The sequence below is a fragment of the Amycolatopsis pittospori genome, from assembly GCF_013870525.1.
Taxonomy (GTDB): domain Bacteria; phylum Actinomycetota; class Actinomycetes; order Mycobacteriales; family Pseudonocardiaceae; genus Amycolatopsis; species Amycolatopsis pittospori.
Genome location: NZ_JACBXD010000025.1, coordinates 1 through 18,664, shown reverse-complemented (window position 1 = coordinate 18,664; position 18,664 = coordinate 1). Strand labels below are relative to the sequence as shown.

24 protein-coding genes are annotated in these 18,664 nt (G+C 68.2%); 13 read left to right on the top strand and 11 right to left on the bottom strand.

Features of this window, described 5'->3' with window-relative positions:
- Nucleotides 1-2 precede the first annotated feature (2 nt).
- Both H5J31_RS16360 and H5J31_RS16355 read right to left on the bottom strand, forming a co-directional pair.
- Nucleotides 3-842 (bottom strand): PD-(D/E)XK motif protein, encoded by an 840-nt coding sequence (locus tag H5J31_RS16360; protein WP_181773439.1) that lies wholly within the window; start codon nt 840-842, stop codon nt 3-5.
- Between the two features lie 152 nt (nt 843-994).
- Nucleotides 995-2,500, bottom strand: coding sequence for an ATP-binding protein (locus tag H5J31_RS16355; protein WP_181773438.1), 1,506 nt, complete (start codon nt 2,498-2,500; stop codon nt 995-997).
- Nucleotides 2,501-2,883: 383 nt separating this feature from the next.
- On the opposite strand from H5J31_RS16355, the gene H5J31_RS16350 reads away from it, so the two are divergent.
- Complete coding sequence (locus H5J31_RS16350) at nt 2,884-3,777, top strand: SWIM zinc finger family protein (RefSeq protein ID WP_181773437.1); 894 nt, start codon at nt 2,884-2,886, stop codon at nt 3,775-3,777.
- Here H5J31_RS16350 and H5J31_RS16345 read toward each other — a convergent pair.
- On the bottom strand, nt 3,774-4,766 hold the full coding sequence (locus tag H5J31_RS16345) for a tetratricopeptide repeat protein (protein WP_181773436.1): 993 nt from the start codon (nt 4,764-4,766) through the stop codon (nt 3,774-3,776). The two genes, H5J31_RS16350 and H5J31_RS16345, sit on opposite strands and share 4 nt — an antisense overlap.
- Nucleotides 4,767-4,920: 154 nt before the next feature.
- Between H5J31_RS16345 and H5J31_RS16340 the strand changes: the two genes are divergently transcribed.
- On the top strand, nt 4,921-5,604 hold the full coding sequence (locus H5J31_RS16340; RefSeq protein WP_181773435.1) for an HNH endonuclease family protein: 684 nt from the start codon (nt 4,921-4,923) through the stop codon (nt 5,602-5,604).
- A gap of 28 nt (nt 5,605-5,632) precedes the next feature.
- Nucleotides 5,633-6,271 (top strand): alpha/beta fold hydrolase, encoded by a 639-nt coding sequence (locus H5J31_RS16335; protein WP_181773434.1) that lies wholly within the window; start codon nt 5,633-5,635, stop codon nt 6,269-6,271.
- 1 nt (nt 6,272) lies between these two features.
- Here H5J31_RS16335 and H5J31_RS16330 read toward each other — a convergent pair whose 3' ends face one another.
- On the bottom strand, nt 6,273-6,908 hold the full coding sequence (locus H5J31_RS16330) for a nitroreductase family protein (RefSeq protein WP_181773433.1): 636 nt from the start codon (nt 6,906-6,908) through the stop codon (nt 6,273-6,275).
- Nucleotides 6,909-6,946: 38 nt separating this feature from the next.
- Nucleotides 6,947-7,930: an aldo/keto reductase gene (locus H5J31_RS16325; RefSeq protein WP_181773432.1), complete on the bottom strand. Its 984-nt coding sequence runs from the start codon at nt 7,928-7,930 to the stop codon at nt 6,947-6,949.
- A 54-nt stretch (nt 7,931-7,984) separates the two neighbouring features.
- Here H5J31_RS16325 and H5J31_RS16320 point away from each other — a divergent pair, with 54 nt between their 5' ends.
- Nucleotides 7,985-8,461: a MarR family transcriptional regulator gene (locus tag H5J31_RS16320; RefSeq protein ID WP_181773496.1), complete on the top strand. Its 477-nt coding sequence runs from the start codon at nt 7,985-7,987 to the stop codon at nt 8,459-8,461.
- Here the strand turns inward: H5J31_RS16320 and H5J31_RS16315 are convergent.
- The 3 genes from H5J31_RS16315 to H5J31_RS16305 form a co-directional block, all read right to left on the bottom strand.
- On the bottom strand, nt 8,436-8,855 hold the full coding sequence (locus H5J31_RS16315) for an ATP-binding protein (RefSeq protein WP_181773431.1): 420 nt from the start codon (nt 8,853-8,855) through the stop codon (nt 8,436-8,438). The two genes, H5J31_RS16320 and H5J31_RS16315, sit on opposite strands and share 26 nt — an antisense overlap.
- Nucleotides 8,856-8,932: 77 nt before the next feature.
- Nucleotides 8,933-9,706: a SigB/SigF/SigG family RNA polymerase sigma factor gene (locus H5J31_RS16310; protein WP_181773430.1), complete on the bottom strand. Its 774-nt coding sequence runs from the start codon at nt 9,704-9,706 to the stop codon at nt 8,933-8,935.
- Nucleotides 9,703-10,119, bottom strand: coding sequence for an anti-sigma factor (locus H5J31_RS16305; protein ID WP_181773429.1), 417 nt, complete (start codon nt 10,117-10,119; stop codon nt 9,703-9,705). The genes H5J31_RS16310 and H5J31_RS16305 overlap by 4 nt, the downstream gene beginning before the upstream one ends.
- A 137-nt stretch (nt 10,120-10,256) precedes the next feature.
- Between H5J31_RS16305 and H5J31_RS16300 the strand changes: the two genes are divergently transcribed.
- From H5J31_RS16300 to H5J31_RS16275, 6 genes are all read left to right on the top strand, one after another.
- Nucleotides 10,257-10,565 (top strand): WhiB family transcriptional regulator, encoded by a 309-nt coding sequence (locus tag H5J31_RS16300; protein ID WP_181773428.1) that lies wholly within the window; start codon nt 10,257-10,259, stop codon nt 10,563-10,565.
- 208 nt (nt 10,566-10,773) lie between these two features.
- Nucleotides 10,774-11,127, top strand: coding sequence for an STAS domain-containing protein (locus tag H5J31_RS16295; RefSeq protein ID WP_181773427.1), 354 nt, complete (start codon nt 10,774-10,776; stop codon nt 11,125-11,127).
- Nucleotides 11,128-11,181: 54 nt separating this feature from the next.
- Nucleotides 11,182-11,967, top strand: coding sequence for a metal-dependent hydrolase (locus H5J31_RS16290; RefSeq protein ID WP_181773426.1), 786 nt, complete (start codon nt 11,182-11,184; stop codon nt 11,965-11,967).
- A 71-nt stretch (nt 11,968-12,038) separates the two neighbouring features.
- Nucleotides 12,039-12,587: a TetR/AcrR family transcriptional regulator gene (locus H5J31_RS16285; RefSeq protein ID WP_181773425.1), complete on the top strand. Its 549-nt coding sequence runs from the start codon at nt 12,039-12,041 to the stop codon at nt 12,585-12,587.
- A gap of 94 nt (nt 12,588-12,681) precedes the next feature.
- Nucleotides 12,682-13,023: a hypothetical protein gene (locus H5J31_RS16280; RefSeq protein WP_181773424.1), complete on the top strand. Its 342-nt coding sequence runs from the start codon at nt 12,682-12,684 to the stop codon at nt 13,021-13,023.
- A 36-nt stretch (nt 13,024-13,059) separates the two neighbouring features.
- Complete coding sequence (locus H5J31_RS16275; protein ID WP_181773423.1) at nt 13,060-13,539, top strand: hypothetical protein; 480 nt, start codon at nt 13,060-13,062, stop codon at nt 13,537-13,539.
- A gap of 50 nt (nt 13,540-13,589) precedes the next feature.
- On the opposite strand, the gene H5J31_RS16270 is transcribed toward H5J31_RS16275, so the two are convergent.
- Nucleotides 13,590-15,233 (bottom strand): ABC transporter permease, encoded by a 1,644-nt coding sequence (locus H5J31_RS16270; RefSeq protein WP_181773422.1) that lies wholly within the window; start codon nt 15,231-15,233, stop codon nt 13,590-13,592.
- Nucleotides 15,230-16,141 (bottom strand): ABC transporter ATP-binding protein, encoded by a 912-nt coding sequence (locus tag H5J31_RS16265; protein WP_181773421.1) that lies wholly within the window; start codon nt 16,139-16,141, stop codon nt 15,230-15,232. Before H5J31_RS16265 ends, H5J31_RS16270 begins: the two co-directional genes overlap by 4 nt.
- Nucleotides 16,142-16,235: 94 nt before the next feature.
- Between H5J31_RS16265 and H5J31_RS16260 the strand changes: the two genes are divergently transcribed.
- Nucleotides 16,236-16,736 (top strand): GbsR/MarR family transcriptional regulator, encoded by a 501-nt coding sequence (locus H5J31_RS16260; RefSeq protein WP_181773420.1) that lies wholly within the window; start codon nt 16,236-16,238, stop codon nt 16,734-16,736.
- 112 nt (nt 16,737-16,848) lie between these two features.
- Here H5J31_RS16260 and H5J31_RS16255 read toward each other — a convergent pair whose 3' ends face one another.
- Complete coding sequence (locus H5J31_RS16255; RefSeq protein WP_181773419.1) at nt 16,849-17,433, bottom strand: TetR/AcrR family transcriptional regulator; 585 nt, start codon at nt 17,431-17,433, stop codon at nt 16,849-16,851.
- A gap of 97 nt (nt 17,434-17,530) precedes the next feature.
- On the opposite strand from H5J31_RS16255, the gene H5J31_RS16250 reads away from it, so the two are divergent.
- Both H5J31_RS16250 and H5J31_RS16245 read left to right on the top strand, forming a co-directional pair.
- Nucleotides 17,531-18,163, top strand: a complete 633-nt coding sequence (locus tag H5J31_RS16250; protein WP_181773418.1) for an NAD(P)-dependent oxidoreductase — start codon at nt 17,531-17,533, stop codon at nt 18,161-18,163.
- An 84-nt stretch (nt 18,164-18,247) separates the two neighbouring features.
- Nucleotides 18,248-18,664: GDSL-type esterase/lipase family protein (locus H5J31_RS16245; protein ID WP_328701501.1), on the top strand; the 417-nt coding region annotated here is incomplete at its 3' end.

Sequence of the window (18,664 nt, the reverse complement as noted above, 5' to 3'; positions counted from 1 at the left end):
GGTCACCCTTCGAACCCGATGGCTGCTTCGATGATCTCGGGAAGGTTTGGTGTTGTCGCGAGGTCGGTCAAGTCAATCCGGTAGCGCACATCGGGGATCAGGCTGAGCCGGACCCCGCTGTTCAGTAGCGCGCTCTGCGTAAGCCGCGGGAACGTGTCGACAACGGGGTATGCCTGACTCGCCGAGCGCTGAGTCCACCGGGTAGTGAGCCGTGATCGATGATCGTCGTTCCAGCCTGCCTCCGCCAGGGTGCTCTCGAAGCCGTAACGGGAGGCTCCTGAGTCGATCTTGGCCCGGATCGTATCGACGAGGTCTGACAAGAATCGACCGTCGCCCGCGCCCGCTGGGGTCAGCTGGTGCGAGACCAACCACAGGGGACGCCCCAGCGTCGGTTCCAACTGGGTCAGCGACTCGACCCAATGCCTTCGTCGTTCGCCGATGGTTGTCTTGATCTCGATGTCCATCGTCGGAAGTCCGAAGTCATGCTCCTCGGTGCCTCCGCGCCACGCCTCTAGCGCCTTCTCGACGCCGACCACCTCGAAGAGACCGGCCAAGAAGAGAAGTTCCCCGAACAGGCCCACTTCGCGCTCTCGAGACAACGCGTCAGGCGCGAGTAGGAGCCTGGACATCTTGTCGAGCGTGGCCCACAGCGCATCGCTGGGTGAAAGCCCGCTGATCTGGATTCGATCCGCCATCGAGCACAGTAAGGGATAGGCATCACTGAACAGGGCAGGGGTGGTGACAGCGACCTCGAAGAAGGGTACGCCGTCGTGCACGGCTACCCGGGCGACGATATTGCGGAGTCCTGTATCAGGTGCTTCCGCTTCGAAGTCGACTTCCACCCGTAGCCCTATCTCCGACTTCGAGGGAGCTATGAAGATGAACGCCCGCGGCGAACCTTTGACCGGCAAGTCGTACGGGACCTCGCTGGCGAGGTAGCGATCGAACGTCTCTGGCGACGCGTGCCGCTTGTCACCTGGGGCGGCGGACGTCCTCACTGGCGTTCCGCCTGCACAGCGGTGGTCAGAACAGCTTGCCAGAGGTCGATGTTGTCCTTGTCCCTTGGGCCGAGGTAATCACCTTCGAACACGTTTCCGATCAACAGGTACAGCAGGGACTTCAGTAGTGGTAGATCGTTCAGGCCCCCATGCTTGCCACCGAGCAGCATCTTCCGGTAGCGCTTGTTCAGCCAAAGCGTGTGCTCATCCCGATCGACTCGGAAGAAGGAGTCGTCAGGGAAGGTGTCCCACCTGATGTCGATGGGCTTCTCCCCGAGCACCTGGGGTATCTCGTTCTCGATGGTGGAGCGGAGGCGAGGAGGTAGCCCGGTACCAGGATGGATCATGGCGGTTCGCTTCGGGGCTCGTTTGTTCGCCGCTCTGAACACGTCCTCGGCGACTTCGAAGTATTGGGCGAGCGTCATCCCATCGGATGACTGCGCCGCCGAGGCGAGCATTGCGAACTCAGGTCCGACCAGGACTCGTGATTTCTCGGGGTTGAACTGGAACAAGCCGATCGCCTCGGTGCCGATCTCGACCTCTACGCGGGCGAGCGCGAGCCGCCTGTGTGGGGCATGAACGCCAACCCAGCCCCCGGCTTGCAGTAGCCGGCCACGACGGTAGAAGTACAGCCCCTGATGATCAACGGGGTTGCCGGTCAACATGAATTGCGCGCTGCTCGACCTTCCTGGCCAAAGGTGGCAACGAAACGCGAGACTTAGACCGTCCACGTGGGCGGTGAGCGTCTTGGGGAAGTCGGGACGCGCTGGCCTTGCGTACCCGAAAGGATTCAGAGGAGTGACCGGGACGGGAGGTCCCACGAAGGACAAGTCGACATCGTGCACCTGGAACTCGACGCTGATCTTGTCGTCTTCCAGGAAGCGGTGGAACACCATGCCCAGGTGCTGGCAGGCAGTGGTGATCGTGTGGTTGAGAATCTTCTCTACGTTCTTCGGATCGTTCGTGGCGGCAAAGGACACGACATCGTCCCAGCGGATGACGGTCCCGGACTCGCCGATAGGGATCTGCCAGTTCCTCTTGAACTCCTCCGAGGCGAATTGCCCTGGAACCACGTCGCAAGCAAAGCCACGCTGAGGTCCGTCATCCAGGCGCCAACGGCGTCCGACAGCGTCGTGCCCTGCGGCCTTCGACATCACAGTGAGACTTCTGGCTTGGCTGAACGAGGCAGCCTTCAAGCCAAGCCCGAAGTGGCCGAGATCGCGCTCCCGGTACTCGCGCCGGTGACCGACAGTCATCGCTGTGTCGATCGTTGTCGGTGTCATGCCATGGCCGTTGTCGACGATGTAGAGGGAGCGCGGTCGCCCGCCCACTTTGACGATTTGGATCAGTACATGAGTCGCGCCCGCGTCAATGGAGTTGTCGACCAGGTCTGCCAGGGCCGTCTCCATCGAGTGGTTTCGTCCAATGGCGTCCAACGTGCTCGGATCCGGCGGGAGTTCGATACTTCCGTCGGTCGGTACGTCTTGGCTCCACTCGACCATGAACCGCTCCCCACCCCGATCTTGTTCGGCGGCCGAAACAGAGGCATGGCCGCGTGGCCGGCTGGTGAGCGGGCCACGTTAATGGATATATCTGAGCAAGCCGCGCGTTACAGTACGTTACCAAACAGAGCTCTAGGTGCGAGAGAAGTTGAGGCATCGCTGCTTCGTTAAGGGTTGAGGGCTAGCCGTAGATCGCTCCCCTGTACTGCCTTACGACGAGCGCTATCGTGCCGCCACGAATCATGACGGCGCGTCAGAGGACATAGCGGACGTCGTGGCCTTCCTCGCTTTCCGACGACACCCGCCGGCTCACCCGGGCAGGTCCTCGACGCGAGCGGCGGGTTGTTCCTCGGTCTCGGAACCTGAGGGGGTTCAATGGGCCGGTGACGTGGTTCAGCGAGGCAGACCTCCGGGGGCAGGCCGGTGACGTGTCGTTCGCGCGCGGGGCCAAGTACCTGGAGTCGGTCGAGTCGCTGGACGACGTCGCGGGCGGGGTCACGGCGGTGGTCAGCGGCACCGACAGGTACACGGTCCGGTTGCGCGACGTCGACGGCGAGCTGGTGGGCGAGTGTTCCTGTCCGCACGCGGCGGACGGCTTCTTCTGCAAGCACTGTGTCGCGGTCGGGCTGCTCGTCCTGGAGGGCGCGGCGGACGGCGGCGCGGCCGACATCCGCGGGTACGTCGAGTCGCTCGACCGCGCGGAGCTGATCGACCTGCTGGTCGAGCACGCGAACGAGGACCCGGTCCTGTTCCGCAGGCTGTCGCTCAAGGCTGGCCGCGACGACCTCGACGCGTTGCGACGTCACGTCGAGGGAACGTTGCGGTTGCGGGGTTTCGTCGGGTTCCAGGGCACTCTCGCGTATGCCGAGAAGGTCCGTGAGGTGCTCGCCACCGCCGAGGAAGTGATGGACGGGCCTCTGCTGTGCCGCGTCGTCGAGCTGGTCGTGGAGGCGCTGGACTTCGTCGACGACTCCTTCGGGACGCTCAGTGACGAGGTGAGGCGGGCGCTCGCGTTGTACGCGGAGGCCTGCGCGGAGACGCCGCCGGAGCCCAAGGAACTGGCGGAATGGTTGCTGCGTATCGATCTTGACGGCTCCGGGCGCGTCGAGGTGAGCGTCGCGGACTTCACCGCCGGGCTCGGCTTCGAAGGGCTCGCGGCGTTCCGCGCGGGCGTCGACGAGCGGTGGCGGCTCGACGACGGCGAAGACCCGTACCGGAGCCGGAAGCTCCAGCGGTTGCGCGAGGGCTTCGCGGCGATGCGGAACTGGAAAGCCTAAAACCGCTGGCGGTTGCGGTACAACTCCTCCAGATCCCGTTGCCCGGCCTGGTCGCCGGTGTCGGCGGCCGCGCGGAACCAGTGCTCGGCCTCCTGGAAGTTCCCGTGGTCGGCGGCGAGCCTGCCGAGGTTCGTGTACGCCGGGACGCTGCCGAGTTCGGCGGCCTTCCGGTACCAGGCGGTGGCCTCGCCGGGGTCGTTCCGGTCGTTCGCGAGCACGCCGAGGTTCGTCATCGCCGCGGCGTCGCCCCGTTTGGCGGCCTTCATGTACCAGCGTTCCGCCGCTTCGACTTCGCCGCGCCGATGCAGCAGCAGCCCGAGCCGGACGGCGGAGTCGGGCGCGCCGGCGGAGTCGGCCGCGCGGTAGCAGCTTTCCGCACGGCCGAGGTCCTTGCGTTGTTCGGCCTGGTGGCCCAGTTTGACCAGCGCGGCCGCATCGGCCTCTTCGCCGGCCGCGCGCCACCACGGTTCAGCTTCCCTCGCCCGCCCGGTGTCGCACAGGATCGCGCCGAGCGTGATCATCCCTTCGACGTCGCCCGCCTCGGCGGCCTCACCCGCCCACCGCTCGGCTTCCCGCAGTTCGCCGCGCCGGTGCAGCAGGCGCGCGAGTTCGGTCATCGCCTCGACCCGGCCCTCGCCGGCGGCCTGCCGCCACCAGTCCTCGGCGTCGTCCAGTTTCCCTCGCCCCGCAGAGAGATTTCCCAGATGCGCCATGGCATGCGAATCACCGGCGGTCGCCGCTTCGCGGTACCAGCGTTCGGCCTGTTCGGGCGCGCCGCGTTCCCGCAGGAGGTGCGCCAGGTTGCCCATCGAGACCCGGTCACCGCCCGCCGCGGCCTTGCGGAACCATGCCTCCGCCTCGTCCAGATCGCCCCGCTCCAGCGCGGTGGATCCCATCCGTGCCATGGCGATCACATGTCCGCGTTCCGCGGCCTTCCGGTTCAGGTAATCGTCGACCCGGTTGTTCCATTTTCGTTTTTCGGCGCCCACAAACCCGCTCCTTCCGGCAGCGTCCCTGGGGTAGTCGCCGGTCAGGGCCCCGATGTGACAACAACTACCTGGTGTCATCGCCGTGTCGCACCCGGTTTCCGCGCGAGCCCGGCGATACTTGGCGCTCCCCATCCCCGTAGAGAGGAATCGCGCGGTGGCCACGCGTACCCGGCAGATGACCACGGCCCAGCGGCTGCTCCTGCTGATCACCCTCTCCGCGGTGGTACTCGTCGGGATCTGGCTGGTGACCGGCAAGGGTTCCGCGCTCCAGCCGAGCCCGACGACGTCCTCGTCGTCGAACCCCGCCAGTGCCGCGGACGCGCGCAAACAGCTCGACGAACTCACCGTCGCCCCGCGCGGCACGATGGACGGCTACGACCGCAAGAAGTACCCGCACTGGGACAACCAGGGGAACAACTGCAACACGCGCGAGTTCGTCCTCAAGCGCGACGGCAAGGACGTGAAGGCCGGTTCCGACTGCGCCCCGACCTCCGGCAGCTGGACCAGCATCTACGACGGCGAGACCTGGACCAAGCCGACCGACGTCGACATCGACCACATGGTCCCGCTCGCGCAGAGCTGGGTCAGCGGCGCGAAGTCGTGGAACGACGAGAAGCGGCGCCAGTTCGCGAACGACCTGACCAGGCCGCAGCTGTTCGCCGTCACCGACAACGTCAACCAGGAGAAGAGCGACAAGGCGCCGGACCAGTGGAAGCCGCCGCTCGTCTCGTTCTGGTGCACCTACGCGACGGACTGGATCACCGTGAAGCACTACTACGCGCTCACGATCACCGCCGCGGAGAAGACCGCGCTCGGGGACATGCTCGGTCGTTGCTGATCCGCCCGGCTTCGGCTTAGCTGGGGCGATGGGGACTTTCGTACTGATCCACGGCGGTGGCGGCAGCGCCTGGGACTTCCACCTCCTGGAGGCGGAACTGACCGGGCGCGGACACGACGTGGTCGCGGTGAACCTGCCGATCGAGGACGAGAAGGCGGGCTTCGCCGAGCATGTCGGCGCAGTCACGAAGGCGGTCGGCGACCGCGGGGACCTGGTCGTCCTCGGCCACTCCTACGGCGGTTTCACCGCGCCGCTCGTCGCCGAAAAGCTCTCCGCCCGGCTGCTCGTCCTGCTGACGCCGATGATCCCGAAACCGGGTGAGACGCCGGGGGACTGGTGGGGCAACACGGGTTTCGCGGACAACACCGACCTCAGCGACGAGGAGAAGTTCTTCAACGGTGTTCCCGCCGACCTCGTCGCGGAGGCGGGTTCGCACGGGCGGAACCAGGTCAGCGCCGAGTGGAACGAGCCGTGGCCGCTGGAGAAGTGGCCGGACGTCCCGACGAAGGTGCTCATCGGGCGCGAAGACCGCTTCTTCGCGCCCGAGTTCCAGCGCCGGGTCGTCCAAGAGCGGCTCGGGTTCGCGCCCGACGAAATCGACGGCTCGCATTCCGTGCCGTTGAGCCACCCGAAGGACCTGGCGGACCGCCTGGAGTCCTACCTGTAACTCACCAGCGATCCAGGCGCATGACCTCTTCGAGCGGCTGGCGCGCTGCGGGTTTGAAGGTGTCGCCGGTGTAGAACGCCGTCGGGATGAGCGCGGCCTGGTGCACGTTCTCCGGGAGACCGAGGATCTCCGCGGCCTCCTTCTCGTACGCGAGGTGCAGCGTCGTCCACGCCGTGCCGAGCGTGACCGCGCGCGCCGCGAGCATGTAGCTCCACACCGCCGGCAGCAGGTTCCCCCACAGTCCGGCCTGGTTGCCGGCGGGCAGGTCGGCGCCCGTCGTCTCCAGACACGGGATGACGTGCACCGGCACCTCGCCCATCTTGTCGGCCAGGTACTCGACGCTGGAGCCGACGCGCTTCTGCACCTTCGAGCGCTGCGGGTCGTCCGCGAACAGCTTCCCGGCGGCACGCGGCGAATCGAGGTACTCGCGGCAGGCGCGCTGATAGAGCTTGCCGATTTCCGCCCGCTGCCCGGGATCGGTGATCACGAGCCAATGCCAGCGCTGCGTATTCGACCCGCTCGGCGCCTGCAGCGCGACCTGCAGGGCGTGTTTCACCAGTTCGAGGGGAACCGGCCGGGACAGGTCCAGTCGTTTGCGGACAGTCCGCGTGGTCGTCAGCAGCTCTTCAGGCGTCATCCCGCGATTATGTCGTCGTCGGAGGCGTTCTGCCGAGATCACCAACGCGGATGGATCAACGGTTTCAGCAGCTCGTTATAGACCTCTTCGACAGCGGCCGTGGCTTCGGCCGGAAGGGGCGCCGACGCGGCCGCCGAACTGTTCGCCCTGGCCTGCTCGGCGTTGCGCGCGCCGGGGATGACGACGCTGACGCCGGGACGGTCGACGATCCAGCGCAGCGCGAACTGCGCGAGCGTCTGTCCTTCGGGGACGAAGCCGCGAAGGCGCTCCACGGCTTCGAGCCCGACGTCGTATGGAACGCCCGAGAACGTCTCGCCGACGTCGAAAGCGGCGCCCTGGCGGTTGTAGTTGCGGTGGTCGTCTTCGCCGAAGGTGGTCGAAGCGGTGTAGCGACCGGAGAGCAGGCCCGACGCGAGCGGTACGCGCGCGATGATCCCGGCGCCCGCCTTCTCCGCGGCCGGCAGAACTTGCTCGAGCGGCTTGAGCCGCAGGCAGTTCAGGATGATCTGCACCGAAGCCACGTTCGGCCGCGCGAGCGCCGCCAGCGCCTCTTCGCAGGTCTCGACGCTGACGCCATACGCCTTGATCCGGCCTTCGTCGACCATCGCGTCGAGAGCGTCGTACACCGCGTCGGACGAGTACACCGGCGTCGGCGGGCAGTGGAGCTGGACGAGGTCGAGTGTGTCCACGCCGAGGTTCGCGCGCGAACGGTCGTTCCAAGCGCGGAAATTCTCGGCGACGTAGTTCTCCGGAAGCTGCTCGGCGCGGCGCCCCATCTTGGTGGCGACGAAGACCGCGTCGTCGCCACGTTCCGCGCGGAACCGGCCGACGAGCCGCTCACTGCGGCCGTCACCGTAGACGTCGGCGGTGTCGAAGAAGGTGACCCCGGAGTCCGCCGCGGCGTGGAGGACGGCGAGCGCGTCCGCCTCGTCGACCGTGCCCCAGTCCGCGCCGAGCTGCCAGCAGCCGAGCCCCACCACGCCGACGTCGCGGCCGAGCCGGGCGATCTTCCGAGTCTCCATGATCGCGATCCTAGATAGGATCCCCCGGTGGGCAAGCCGCCGAGGGAACGAGGGATGGGCACGCTGCTGAGACATGTCCTCGAACTGACCGAAGCGGACGTGTCCGCGTTCTTCGAGAACATCGGCCTGGGGGACTACCGGCCGAGGTTCACGCCGGTGGTCCGCGCGATCGTCGCGCACGGGCCGCTGTCCATCCGCGCCCTGGCCGCGGAGGTCGGGGTGACGCATTCAGCGGCCAGCCAGACCGTCGCGCAAATGGCGCGCCAGGACCTCGTCTCGCTCGAGCCTGGCAGGGACGCCCGTCAGCGGATCGTTTCGCTGACCGAGAAGACCCAGAGGCTCATGCCCACCCTCGAAGCCGAGTGGGCGGCGACCATCGCCGCAGCCGAGCAGCTGGAAGCGGAACTTCCGTACCCGTTGCGGGAGGTGCTGGTCGCCGCCGTCGAGGCTTTGGAGCGCAAGCCGCTCCGGGAACGCATCGCCGAGACCGAAGCGGGCATCGCGCTCAGCCGTCGAGCCCAGGAAGGCTGAACACCGCCCAGACGTACTTCCCGCCGGAGCACGGCTCGTGTCCCCAGTCGTCGGACAACGCGTGCACCAGCTGCAAGCCTCGGCTGCGCGCCGCCGCCGGCGAAGGTTCCTTGAGCTTCGGCCGTCCCGTGCCGGAGTCGAAGACCCGCAGGGTCAACCGTCCGCCGGAGTACTCGACCTCCAGCCTGTCCGGCCGCTCGCCGTGTTCGAAGGCATTGGTGACCAGCTCGGACGTGGCCAGGAGGACGTCGTCGACACCCGCGTCGTCGAAGCCCAGGCCGGCCAGGGTCGCCCGCACCGCCTGCCGAGCGACGGCAGGAGCCGTCACGTCGACCGGCAGGGGCAGGGACACCACCGGCAACGAGCCCTCCGATCGCATCTTGGACATCGTCATGGTTCCGCACCTCCCCTCGCGAGAGACTCCCGAATCCGCTGTTCGTCTCCCAGATACCCACAAGGGTGAAGGTCGAATCAGACTCCGTCCGTGAGTTCTGTCTCGGTCAGTCCTTCACGCAGTTTCTTGAGTGTGGCAGCCAAGAGCCGCGACACCTGCATCTGGGAGACCCCGACACGGCGCGCGATGTCCGACTGGCTCATCCCGGACCCGAACCGCAGCGCGACGATCTTGCGCTCGCGATCGGGCAGCCGCTCCAACATCGGCCGCAGCGCCTCACGCAGCTCCGCCTGGCTCAGGTTGGCGTCGGCCTCCCCGAACCTGGTGTGCGCCGAGTTCTCCAAGAGGTTGTCCAAAGAGGCCCCGTAGCGGCCTTGGCCGGCGCGGAGCCCTTCGAAGACCTCGTCGACCGGGACGCCCAGGTGGGCGGCGATCTCACTGGGCTTCGGCGCGCGCGAAAGCCGGACTGTCAGCTCTTCGCGCACCGCCGAGATGTTGGCGTTCAGCTCCTTGAGCCGCCGCGGGACCCGCACCGACCAGCTGTTGTCCCGGAAGTGGTGACGCAGCTCGCCGGAGATCGTCGGGACCGCGAAGGCCAGGAAATCGCTGCCCTGGGTGGGATCGAAGCGGTCGACGGCGTGGATCAGTCCGATCGTGGCGATCTGGACCAGGTCCTCCATCGACTCGTCCCGGTTACGGAACTTGCGCGCCAGGTTGCGCGCGAGTTCCAGATGCGCCCGCACCAGGTCGTCCCTCAGCTGTTCACGCTTGGGGTCGTCCTGGGGCAGCGCGCACATGCGCTCGAACAGGGCCGGAACATCGGGGCCGTCTTGCTCGACCGGTTCCGTCACGGCCGGGCCGCCTCGCTCTCCCGGACGAGCTCGACCCTGGACAGGTAGCCGCCATCCGCCGGGGTGACGATCCGCCGCGCGGACGTCGCCAGCGCGGTCAGCAGCTGCCAGGACAGACCGGTCTCGTCGTCGGAATCGGCGGAGTCCGCGAACACCGAGACGGTGACCTCGATCCGGCCGTCCTTCCAGGAGAAGACGCAGGTCAGATGGCCGTCGGAGGCCGATGGAAGCAGCATGGAACAGGCCTCGTCCACGGCCATCCGGAGATCTTCGACCGCGTCCAGGTCGAAGTCCTGACGCATCGCGATATCCGCGACGATCGTCCGAAGGGTCGGCACCACATGCGGTACCGCGGCCGTGCGTACCTCGATGAGTTGAGCGCCCTCCCCGCTGGGCGGGGTGTTGTCCACCACGTGTGTTCCTCTCTGGAGCTGCACTGCCGTGTCGACAGATGCCCTGGGTGTGAGCAAACCAAACCCACGTTTGATTCGCGCAGGGGGCGGGCATGTAACGGGCGACAAACGATCTCCTGGAAAGGGCGGGGACCGACATGGCTGACGTGAGCCGGCTGCCGAACGTGGTGGCGGAAGAGTGGGACTGGCAGCTCCGTGGGTCGTGCCGAGGCGCCGACAGCAGCTTGTTCTTCCACACGGACAACGAGCGCGGATCGGCCCGCGAGCGGCGCGAGTCCCGTGCCAAGGCGATCTGCCAGACCTGTCCCGTGCTGGCGCAGTGCCGCAAGCACGCGATGGCGGTGCAGGAGCCGTACGGGATTTGGGGCGGCCTCGGCGAGATCGAGCGCCGCGAACTGTTCCTGCGCGAACGCCGCGCCGGGCGCAAGACGCTGGCCGCTCATTGAGCGCTCGCCGGACACCGGTCGGCGACGCGCGTGACGGCGATCGTGGCGCCCCGTCCGGACTGGGTTAGGGTTGGGACTGTCGTTGCGGGGACAGCTCCCGCCGAAGAAGAGCGTGCGTCCGTGTCCGGACAGGGCGCGGCCGTAGCTTGAGACCACAGGCGAGCCCGGCGCGCCGAGCGCCGGTTCTCACCTGATGAGGAGAATGTGCATGCCCGCAGCGGAGCAGAACACCACGCCGCCCGGCTTCAGCATCACGCTGGACTCCGAGGCCTCCGTACCCCGCGTGGTGGTCACCGGTGAGCTCGACCTGCTGACGAGCCCGCAGCTGCAGGAGACCCTCGGGGCCCTGATCACGGACAAGCCGTCCGGACGGGTCGTCGCCGACCTGACCGGTGTGACCTTTTTCGACTCCTCGGCGCTGAACGTGGTGCTCCAGGCACAGCGCCAGGCCGCCGAGAAGGCGGTCGAGCTCGAAGTGGTGCCCAGCCCCCAGGTGAGCCGAGTGATCGAGCTCACCGGCGTCGCCGAGCACCTCAGCGTGTCGGAGGAGCCCCCCGCCTGATCCCCCGCTACGGTCGTGGGCTCGTGATCCGCGACACCTGGGGGCAGCACGATGATGGGGCGGACGCATGCCCTGACCGGCTGGTGCGCGGGCCTCGCGCTCGCACCCGTCGTCGGGGCGGGCACGGTGCACCAGGCGGTCGTGTTCGCCGCGACCACGGCCGGGTTCGCCCTCCTGCCGGACCTCGACCACCCGGGAGCCCGCGCGTCGCGGCTCCTCGGCTGGTTCACCGGGGCCATCTCCTGGTTCCTGCGCCGCGTTTCGGCGGCCCTCTACGCCCTGACCAAGGGCCCCCGCGACGAGAAGGTCACCGGTAAGCACCGGCACCTTTCGCACACCGTGCTCTTCGCGGTCGGCCTCGGCTTCCTGACCTCCTGGGGCACCGAAACCGGCGGACCGTGGGCGGTGTTCGGCGTCGTCGTCCTGGGCCTGCTGCTCGCGGAAGGCGCGCTCGGCGACTGGCTCCTGCCGGTCAGCGGCGCCGCCGTCGGCTGGTGGGTCTGGACCGCGCCGCCCGACAAGGCCGCGCAACTCGCCGAAATCTCCGGCTGGCTCGGTATCGCCGTCGCCGCGGGCTGTTTCGTGCACTGCCTCGGCGACGCGCTGACCGAATCCGGCTGCCCGTTCCTGTTCCCCATCCCGATCGCGGGCGAGACCTGGTACGAGATCCGGCCGCCGAAACCGCTGCGGTTCCGCACCGGCAAGAAGGTGGAGAACCGGCTGATCTTCCCGGTGTTCGCGGTCGCCGCGGTCGTGCTGATCCCCGGCGTGTGGGACTACTTGTTCACCACGGTCCAGGGTTTCCTCACACCGGACGGGGCGCAGACCGCGGTGCAGTAGCCCAAGTGAGGAATGCCCTCGTCGCCGGAAGCGTTGAATCGGAACGCCGGACCCGGTTGAGGAGGGGAACAGTGGACAAGCCCGTGCTGCGCGCCGACGCGCGACGCAACCGAGCGAAGGTGCTCGCAGCGGCCGAAGAGGCTTTCGCCGTCGACGGTCTGGCCGTCCCCCTCGACGAGATCGCGCGGATCGCCGGCGTCGGCGCGGGCACGGTCTACCGGCATTTCCCCAGTAAGGAAGCGCTCTTCCAGGCGGTCGTGCTGGAGCGCATCGAGCAGTTCGCACGCGAGGCCCGCGAATCGCTGACCGCCGGAGACCCCGGCGCGGCCTTCTTCGACTTCTTCAAGCGCGTCGTCCAGCAGGCGTCCCGCAACCGGGCTCTCTGCGACGCGCTCGCCGAGACGACGGGGCTCGGCTTCAAGGCCGAGGCGGGAACCGATTTCCGGTCGGCGGTGCAGGCGTTGCTGATGCGGGCGCAGGCCGCGGGTGCGGTGCGCGAGGACATCGACGGCGACGACCTGCGCGCCCTGATCGCCGGCTGTCTCGCCGCGGAACGGTACTCACCCGAAAGCCGTCATCTCGTCCGCGTCGTGGTCGATGGCCTGCGTAAAGCGGCTTGAGGACATTCCACTCAACTTGCACGCTGCGTAACAAAACGTAAGATCAACGCGAGTAGTCCTCGTACCTGCGCTTCGCATGGCGAGGGGGTGCTGGATGTTCGGTCAGGGTCCCACCACCGGTTCCGTCACGGTCGCGGCTCTAGCGGGTGTCGCCACCGGACTGCTCGTCGCCGCCCTTCTCGTCGCCGGGCGCGAGCCGCTGCCCCGTGTCCACGAAGTCGGCACGACCCCTTCCCCGGCAACGATTTCCCGGTCGATCGGCCCGGTCACGGTCACCGTGTCGGGCATCGTGCAGGAACCGCTCACGGTCACCCGCACCAGCGTTCCGGTGCCGCGCACGGTGACCCGGACCGTGACGCCGTCCACCACTTCGACGTCGTCGAGCACTCCGACAACGCTCCCGCCCAGTTCGAACACGGAATCCCGCCGCGATTGATGCAACCGCGGCGGCCCTCCGCGACGTCTGCCCGGTATGCGGCGCCTACCCGTTTTCGTGTTCCTGCTCGCGACATTGACCGCTTGCGGCCAGTCCTCGGGTGCCGGGGGCGGTGAACAGTGTCCCGCCATCGCCTTGATGGAGGGGATCTCGCTCGACGTCCCGCCGGAGGCGGCGGCCGGGATCACCCGGGCGTCGATGGAGTTGTGCTGGGCGGGCAGATGCGTGACCGAATCCGCCGAACTGATGCCGAGCAGCGCCAGCCGGGACCAGGGCTGCACCGGCGACGTGTGCTCGGCGCAGGCGGTGCCCACCGGCGGCAAGTACACGTCCGTGCCCGTCCAGGGGCTGCCGGTCACACCGGTGAAGACCACGGTGACCTTCGACGACGGCAAGCCCCATGTCCTCGACGTCACGCCGGTGCTCACCTACCCGGCGGGCGAGAAATGCGGGGGCGGGGTGCCGATCGCGAAGCTGGTCGTCACCCCCGGAGGCGAGGTGAAGCAAGCACCGTAGAGGCCGCCCCCCGATGAAGCGGCCTCCACGGTTTCCCCTGTTACCCCCGGTCAGCCGACGTCGCGACGACGCCAGCCGACGAGTCCCGCCGCCAACGCGACCACGGCCACCCCGGTGAGCCAGATCAGCGGGGTCGCGGTGAACTCCGCGGCGGGCAGTTTCGGAACGTGCGAGAACGGCGACGCGTCCAGCAGCACCTGCGGCAGGTTCAGCACCGCGCCGAACAGGCTGAGCAGCAACGCCAGCCCGGCGATCGCCCACGCCGCCGTCGAGAACTTCGGCGCCAGGCCGAACAACGTCACGGCGAGGCCGACGATCACCCACACCGCCGGGAGTTGCGCGAGCGACGCGACCGTCATGTCGCCGATCGAGCCGCCGACGTCGTCGCCCCGCAACCCGTTGGACAGTCCTAAGAGGACACCACTGACGACCATCATCAGCGCCGTGCCGCCGAACGCGAACACCAGGTGGCTTCCCAGCAGCCGCAGCCGTCCGACGCCCGTCGCGAGCAGCGGCTCGACGCGGATCGCCGTCTCCTCGGTGCGGAGCCGCAGCGCGGCCTGCACCCCGTAGAGCGCGACGACCATGGCGAACATGCCCGCCATCGCCGCCATGAAGGCGTCGATCAGCGCGTCCGTTCCGCCAAGGCGCTGGAAGATCTCCTTCGCCTGCGCGCTTTCCCCGACGACGTCGCCGATCCCGCTCGCGACCGAGCCGAACACCGCGGCGCAGACCGCCACGCCGATCAGCCAGCCGATCAACGGGCCCCGGTGCAGCCGCCACGCCAGCGCGAACGGGCTGCGGAGCGACGCCGCGGCTTCGGCGGGCCCCGGACGGGGCGGGAGGAGGCCGGTCCCGACGTCGCGCCGCGGGAGCAACGAGTAGCCGACGGCACCGACGACCACGGTCGCGGCCAGCGGCAGCAGCACCACCCACCAGCGTTCGTCGGCGAACGGCCGGAGCCGCTGCGCCCAGCCGATCGGGGACAACCACGAGACCCACTGCGCGTCCGACGTCGAGTCGCCGACCGCGCGCAGGAGGAACGCGACGCCGACGGCGGTGGCGCCGATCCCGTTGGCCGTCCTCGAGTATTCGGCCACCTGGACGGCGACCGCGGCGATCGCGGTGAAGACCAGCCCGGTCGCCGCGGTGACGCCGCCGAGCGCGATCGCCCCTTCGGCGGGCAGTTTCGCGCCGATCATCAGCCCGGTCTCGATGAGTCCGATGAGGACACTCGCCCCGGCCGACACGAGCACGGCCGCGCTGAGCAGGGCATACCGGCCGACCACCGCGGACGCCAGCAGTTCCGCGCGGCCGGTGTCCTCCTCGGCGCGGGTGTGCCTGGTGACGGTGAAGACGGCCATCAGCCCGATGATCAGGGCGAGGAAACCGCCGAGTCGCCACGCGGTGAACCCGCCCGCGGTCGAGAGGTCGAAGGCCGGGCCGTAGATCAGCGAGAGCGACGGGTTCGCGCCCATGCTCGCGGTGAGCCCGGCGCGTTCGGCGGCCGTTGGGTACAGCGTTTCGAACGTGCCCGACGACGTCGAAGGCATGATGCCGAGCAGGATGATCCAGATCGGCAGGACGACCCGGTCCCGCCGCAGGGCGAGCCTGGTCAGCTGCCAGGTGCCGACGAGTCCGTGCGCCGGTCCGGTGGCCGCCGCGTGCGCGGGGCGGCTGAGCGTCGCGGTCATTTCGCGCTCGCTTCGGTGGTGCTCGCTTCGGTGGTGTAGTGGCGGAGGAACAGCTCTTCCAGCGTCGGCGGCTGGCTGGTCAGGCTGCGGACGCCGACCTGGGTGAGCTGTCGCAGGGCCTCGTCGAGCGAACGGGTTTCGACGTCGAAGCGGACCCGGTTCCCCTCGACCTTGAGGTCGTGGATGTTCTCCAGGTTCGCCAGCCCGTTCGGCGGGCCGGCGAGTTCGGCCGAGATCGACGTCCTGGTGAGGTGGCGCAGTTCGGCCAGCGTCCCGCTTTCCACGGTGTGGCCGTTGCGGATGATGCTGACCTTGTCGCAGAGCGCCTCGACCTCGGCCAGGATGTGGCTCGAAAGCAGCACCGTGCGGCCCTGCTCGCGCTCCTCCTGGATCGCGTACTGGAAGGTGGCCTCCATCAGCGGGTCGAGGCCGGAGGTCGGCTCGTCGAGGATCAGCAGATCCACGTGCGAGGCCAGCGCGGCCACGATGGCGACCTTCTGCCGGTTGCCCTTGGAGTAGGTGCGCCCTTTCTTCTTGGGGTCGAGGTCGAAGCGTTCGATGAGGTCCTTGCGACGTCGCTGGTCGAGCCCGCCCCGCAGTCTCCCGAGCAGGTCGATGACCTCGCCGCCGGAGAGATTGGGCCAGAGGTTGACGTCGCCGGGGACGTAGGCGAGGCGCCGGTGAAGGCTCGCCGCGTCCTTCCAGGGGTCGCCGCCGAGCAGGCGGACGTCGCCCGAGTCTGCATGGAGCAGGCCGAGCAGGACCCGGACGGTGGTCGACTTCCCCGCGCCGTTCGGGCCGAGGAAACCGTGCACCTCCCCAGCGGGTACCTGCAGGTCAAGACCGTCGAGGGCCTTGGTCCGGCCGAAGGATTTGTGGAGGCCGGAGATGGAGATGGCGTTTTCCATGGATCTGAAGGTACAGTGATTTCACGAAGTTGTGAAGTTAAGAAAACGTATGGATGGTGTGATCACTCTGGGGGATGTACGAGAGGATGAGCCCATGACGACGCCTGAGAGTGCTTCGAGCACCCAGAGAGACGAGGACGCCGTCCGCCGTTACGTGGAACACCTGGGCATCACGCTCTCCCAGATCGGGATGCAGCGGATGCCGGCCAGGGTGTTCGCCGCGTTGATGACCACCGACGCCGGCCGATTGACCGCGGCCGAACTGGCCGACCAGCTTTCGGTGAGCCCCGCGGCGATCTCGGGAGCCGTACGGTGGCTGGAGCAGATCGGCCTGGTCGCCAAAGAGCGCGAGCCCGGCTCGCGCCGCGACCACTACCGGCTCTTCGACGACCTTTGGTACGCCACCTTCATGAAACGCGACCGCATGATCACCCTGTGGCGCGACGCCGCCGACGAGGGCGTCGCCGCGCTGGGCACCGGCACCCCGGCGGGCGAGCGGGTCGCCGAGATGCGGGACTTCCTGAGCTTCATGATCAAGGAGCTCAACGACATGTACGCCAAGTGGCATGAGATGCGGGCCGGAAAGAGCAAGTAGGGATCGGCGGTGTCGTGAGTGATAAGGAGGGTTAGAACGACACTTACCACTCACGACCCCAGCGCTGCGGCGACGGATCGCGATCAGGCCGGTCGGTCGACTCCGCGAGAAGTCAGAGCGTTCGCGCCAGCGTCGTCGCGAGTCTTTCCGCCCACGTGTCCAGTTCCTCTTCCGCCGGGTCGCGATCTTCGAAGGACACCAGGAACGCGTACTGGAAACAGGCCCCGAGCAGCAGGGACGCCGCCGCCTCCAGGTCCGCGTCCTCGCGGATCCGGCCGAGCCGGGTCTCCTCGCCGAGGTACTCGGTGACGCGTGCGAGCGGGACGTCCGGCCCCGCCTGCCTGTTCGTCACCCGTTCCCGATGGGTCGCGAGCAGTTCCCGTGAGGAGAACAGCGACACCGCGATCGGGAAACTCTCCAGGTAGAACGACAGCGTGATCCGCGCCAGCCTGGTCAGGTTCGTCGCGAGCGGGGTTTCGGCCGCGGTCTTCATCAGCTCGTCCAAGGTCGTCCCGAGCGCGGGCAGCCGCTCGGTCAGCACGCTCATGAAGATCTCGGTCTTGTCCTTGAAATGCTTGTACAACAGCGCCTCGGAGTACCCGGCCGCCTGCGCGATGGCCTTAGTGGTGGCGTGCGCGTAGCCCTGCTCGCGCATCACCTTCGCCGCTGCGGCGACGATGTCCTCCCGGCTTCCCACGGTCCCTCCCTGAGGGCTTCTCAGCGTTCGCTCGACAAGTGGTCAGTGAACACTCACCATAGTGGGTGAGTGTTCACTAACCCAGAGAGGCGCGATCATGAAGCTCACCGTTTTCGGGGCGACCGGCGGAATCGGCACCGAGGTCGTCAAGCAGGCCCTGGCCGCTGGCCACCACGTCACGGCGGTCGTCCGCGACCCGTCCCGGCTGAACGCGGAGGGCGGCCTGCTGGAGGTCGTCGTCGCCAGGCTGTCCGAGCACGGCGTGCTGACCGAGGCCGTGTCCGGGCGCGACGCGGTGATCTCGGCGCTCGGCGCACACGACCGGAAGCCGACGACCGTCGTCACCGACGGGGCGCACGCCGCCCTCGCCGCGATGCGTTCTGTGGGAACCCGGCGGCTGCTGGTGGTTTCCGCCAGCGGCGCGTTCGTCGACGGCGACGGTTTCTTCACCAGGAACCTCGTCAAACCGATCCTGGGCCAGGTCCTCAAGCACAACTTCGCCGACATGATCGCCGCCGAGCGGATCGTGAACGCGAGCGACCTCGACTGGACGATCGTGCGCCCGCCGCGGCTGCTGAACGGCCCGCACACCGGGGTGATCGCCGCCAGCACCGACGGCAACGTCCGAGGCAGCTTCACCATCAACCGCGCCGACGTCGCTGACTACCTGCTTCGCGCCGCTTCGGACGACACACTCATCCGCCAGACGGTCTCGATCGCCCACGGCTGACTCCGCATTTAGTCCTCTGAATGCGATTGTTGCGTGCGCAACGATCGCCACTAGAGGACTGAACGCGAGAAGTAGGGTCGCGGAGTGATGAGTCGCGCGGTGGTGCTGGCCCCGATCCTCCTCGCGCAAGCGGTCCGGGTACGGCGTACGACGCCCAGGCTGCCCGGCGCGGCAGGACCGGTGACCGGTCTCGTCGACGGCGAGGGCCGCCCACTGCGGCTGGCCGTGCTGGGGGAGTCCACTGTGGACGGCGTCGGGGCCGCGACGCACGCCGAAGCGCTGACCGGACGCCTGGCCGGTGAGCTCGCGCGGGACGGCCGCGCGGTCGCCTGGCAGGCCGTCGGCAAGACCGGTGCCAACGCCCGGGTCGTGCGCGAGGAACTGCTGCCGCTACTCGGCCCCGCCGACCTCGTGGTGATCGCGCTCGGCGTCAACGACACCATCGAGCTCCATTCGGCCGCGCGCTACCGGCGTGACCTGCTCGACCTGATCGTCTCCCTG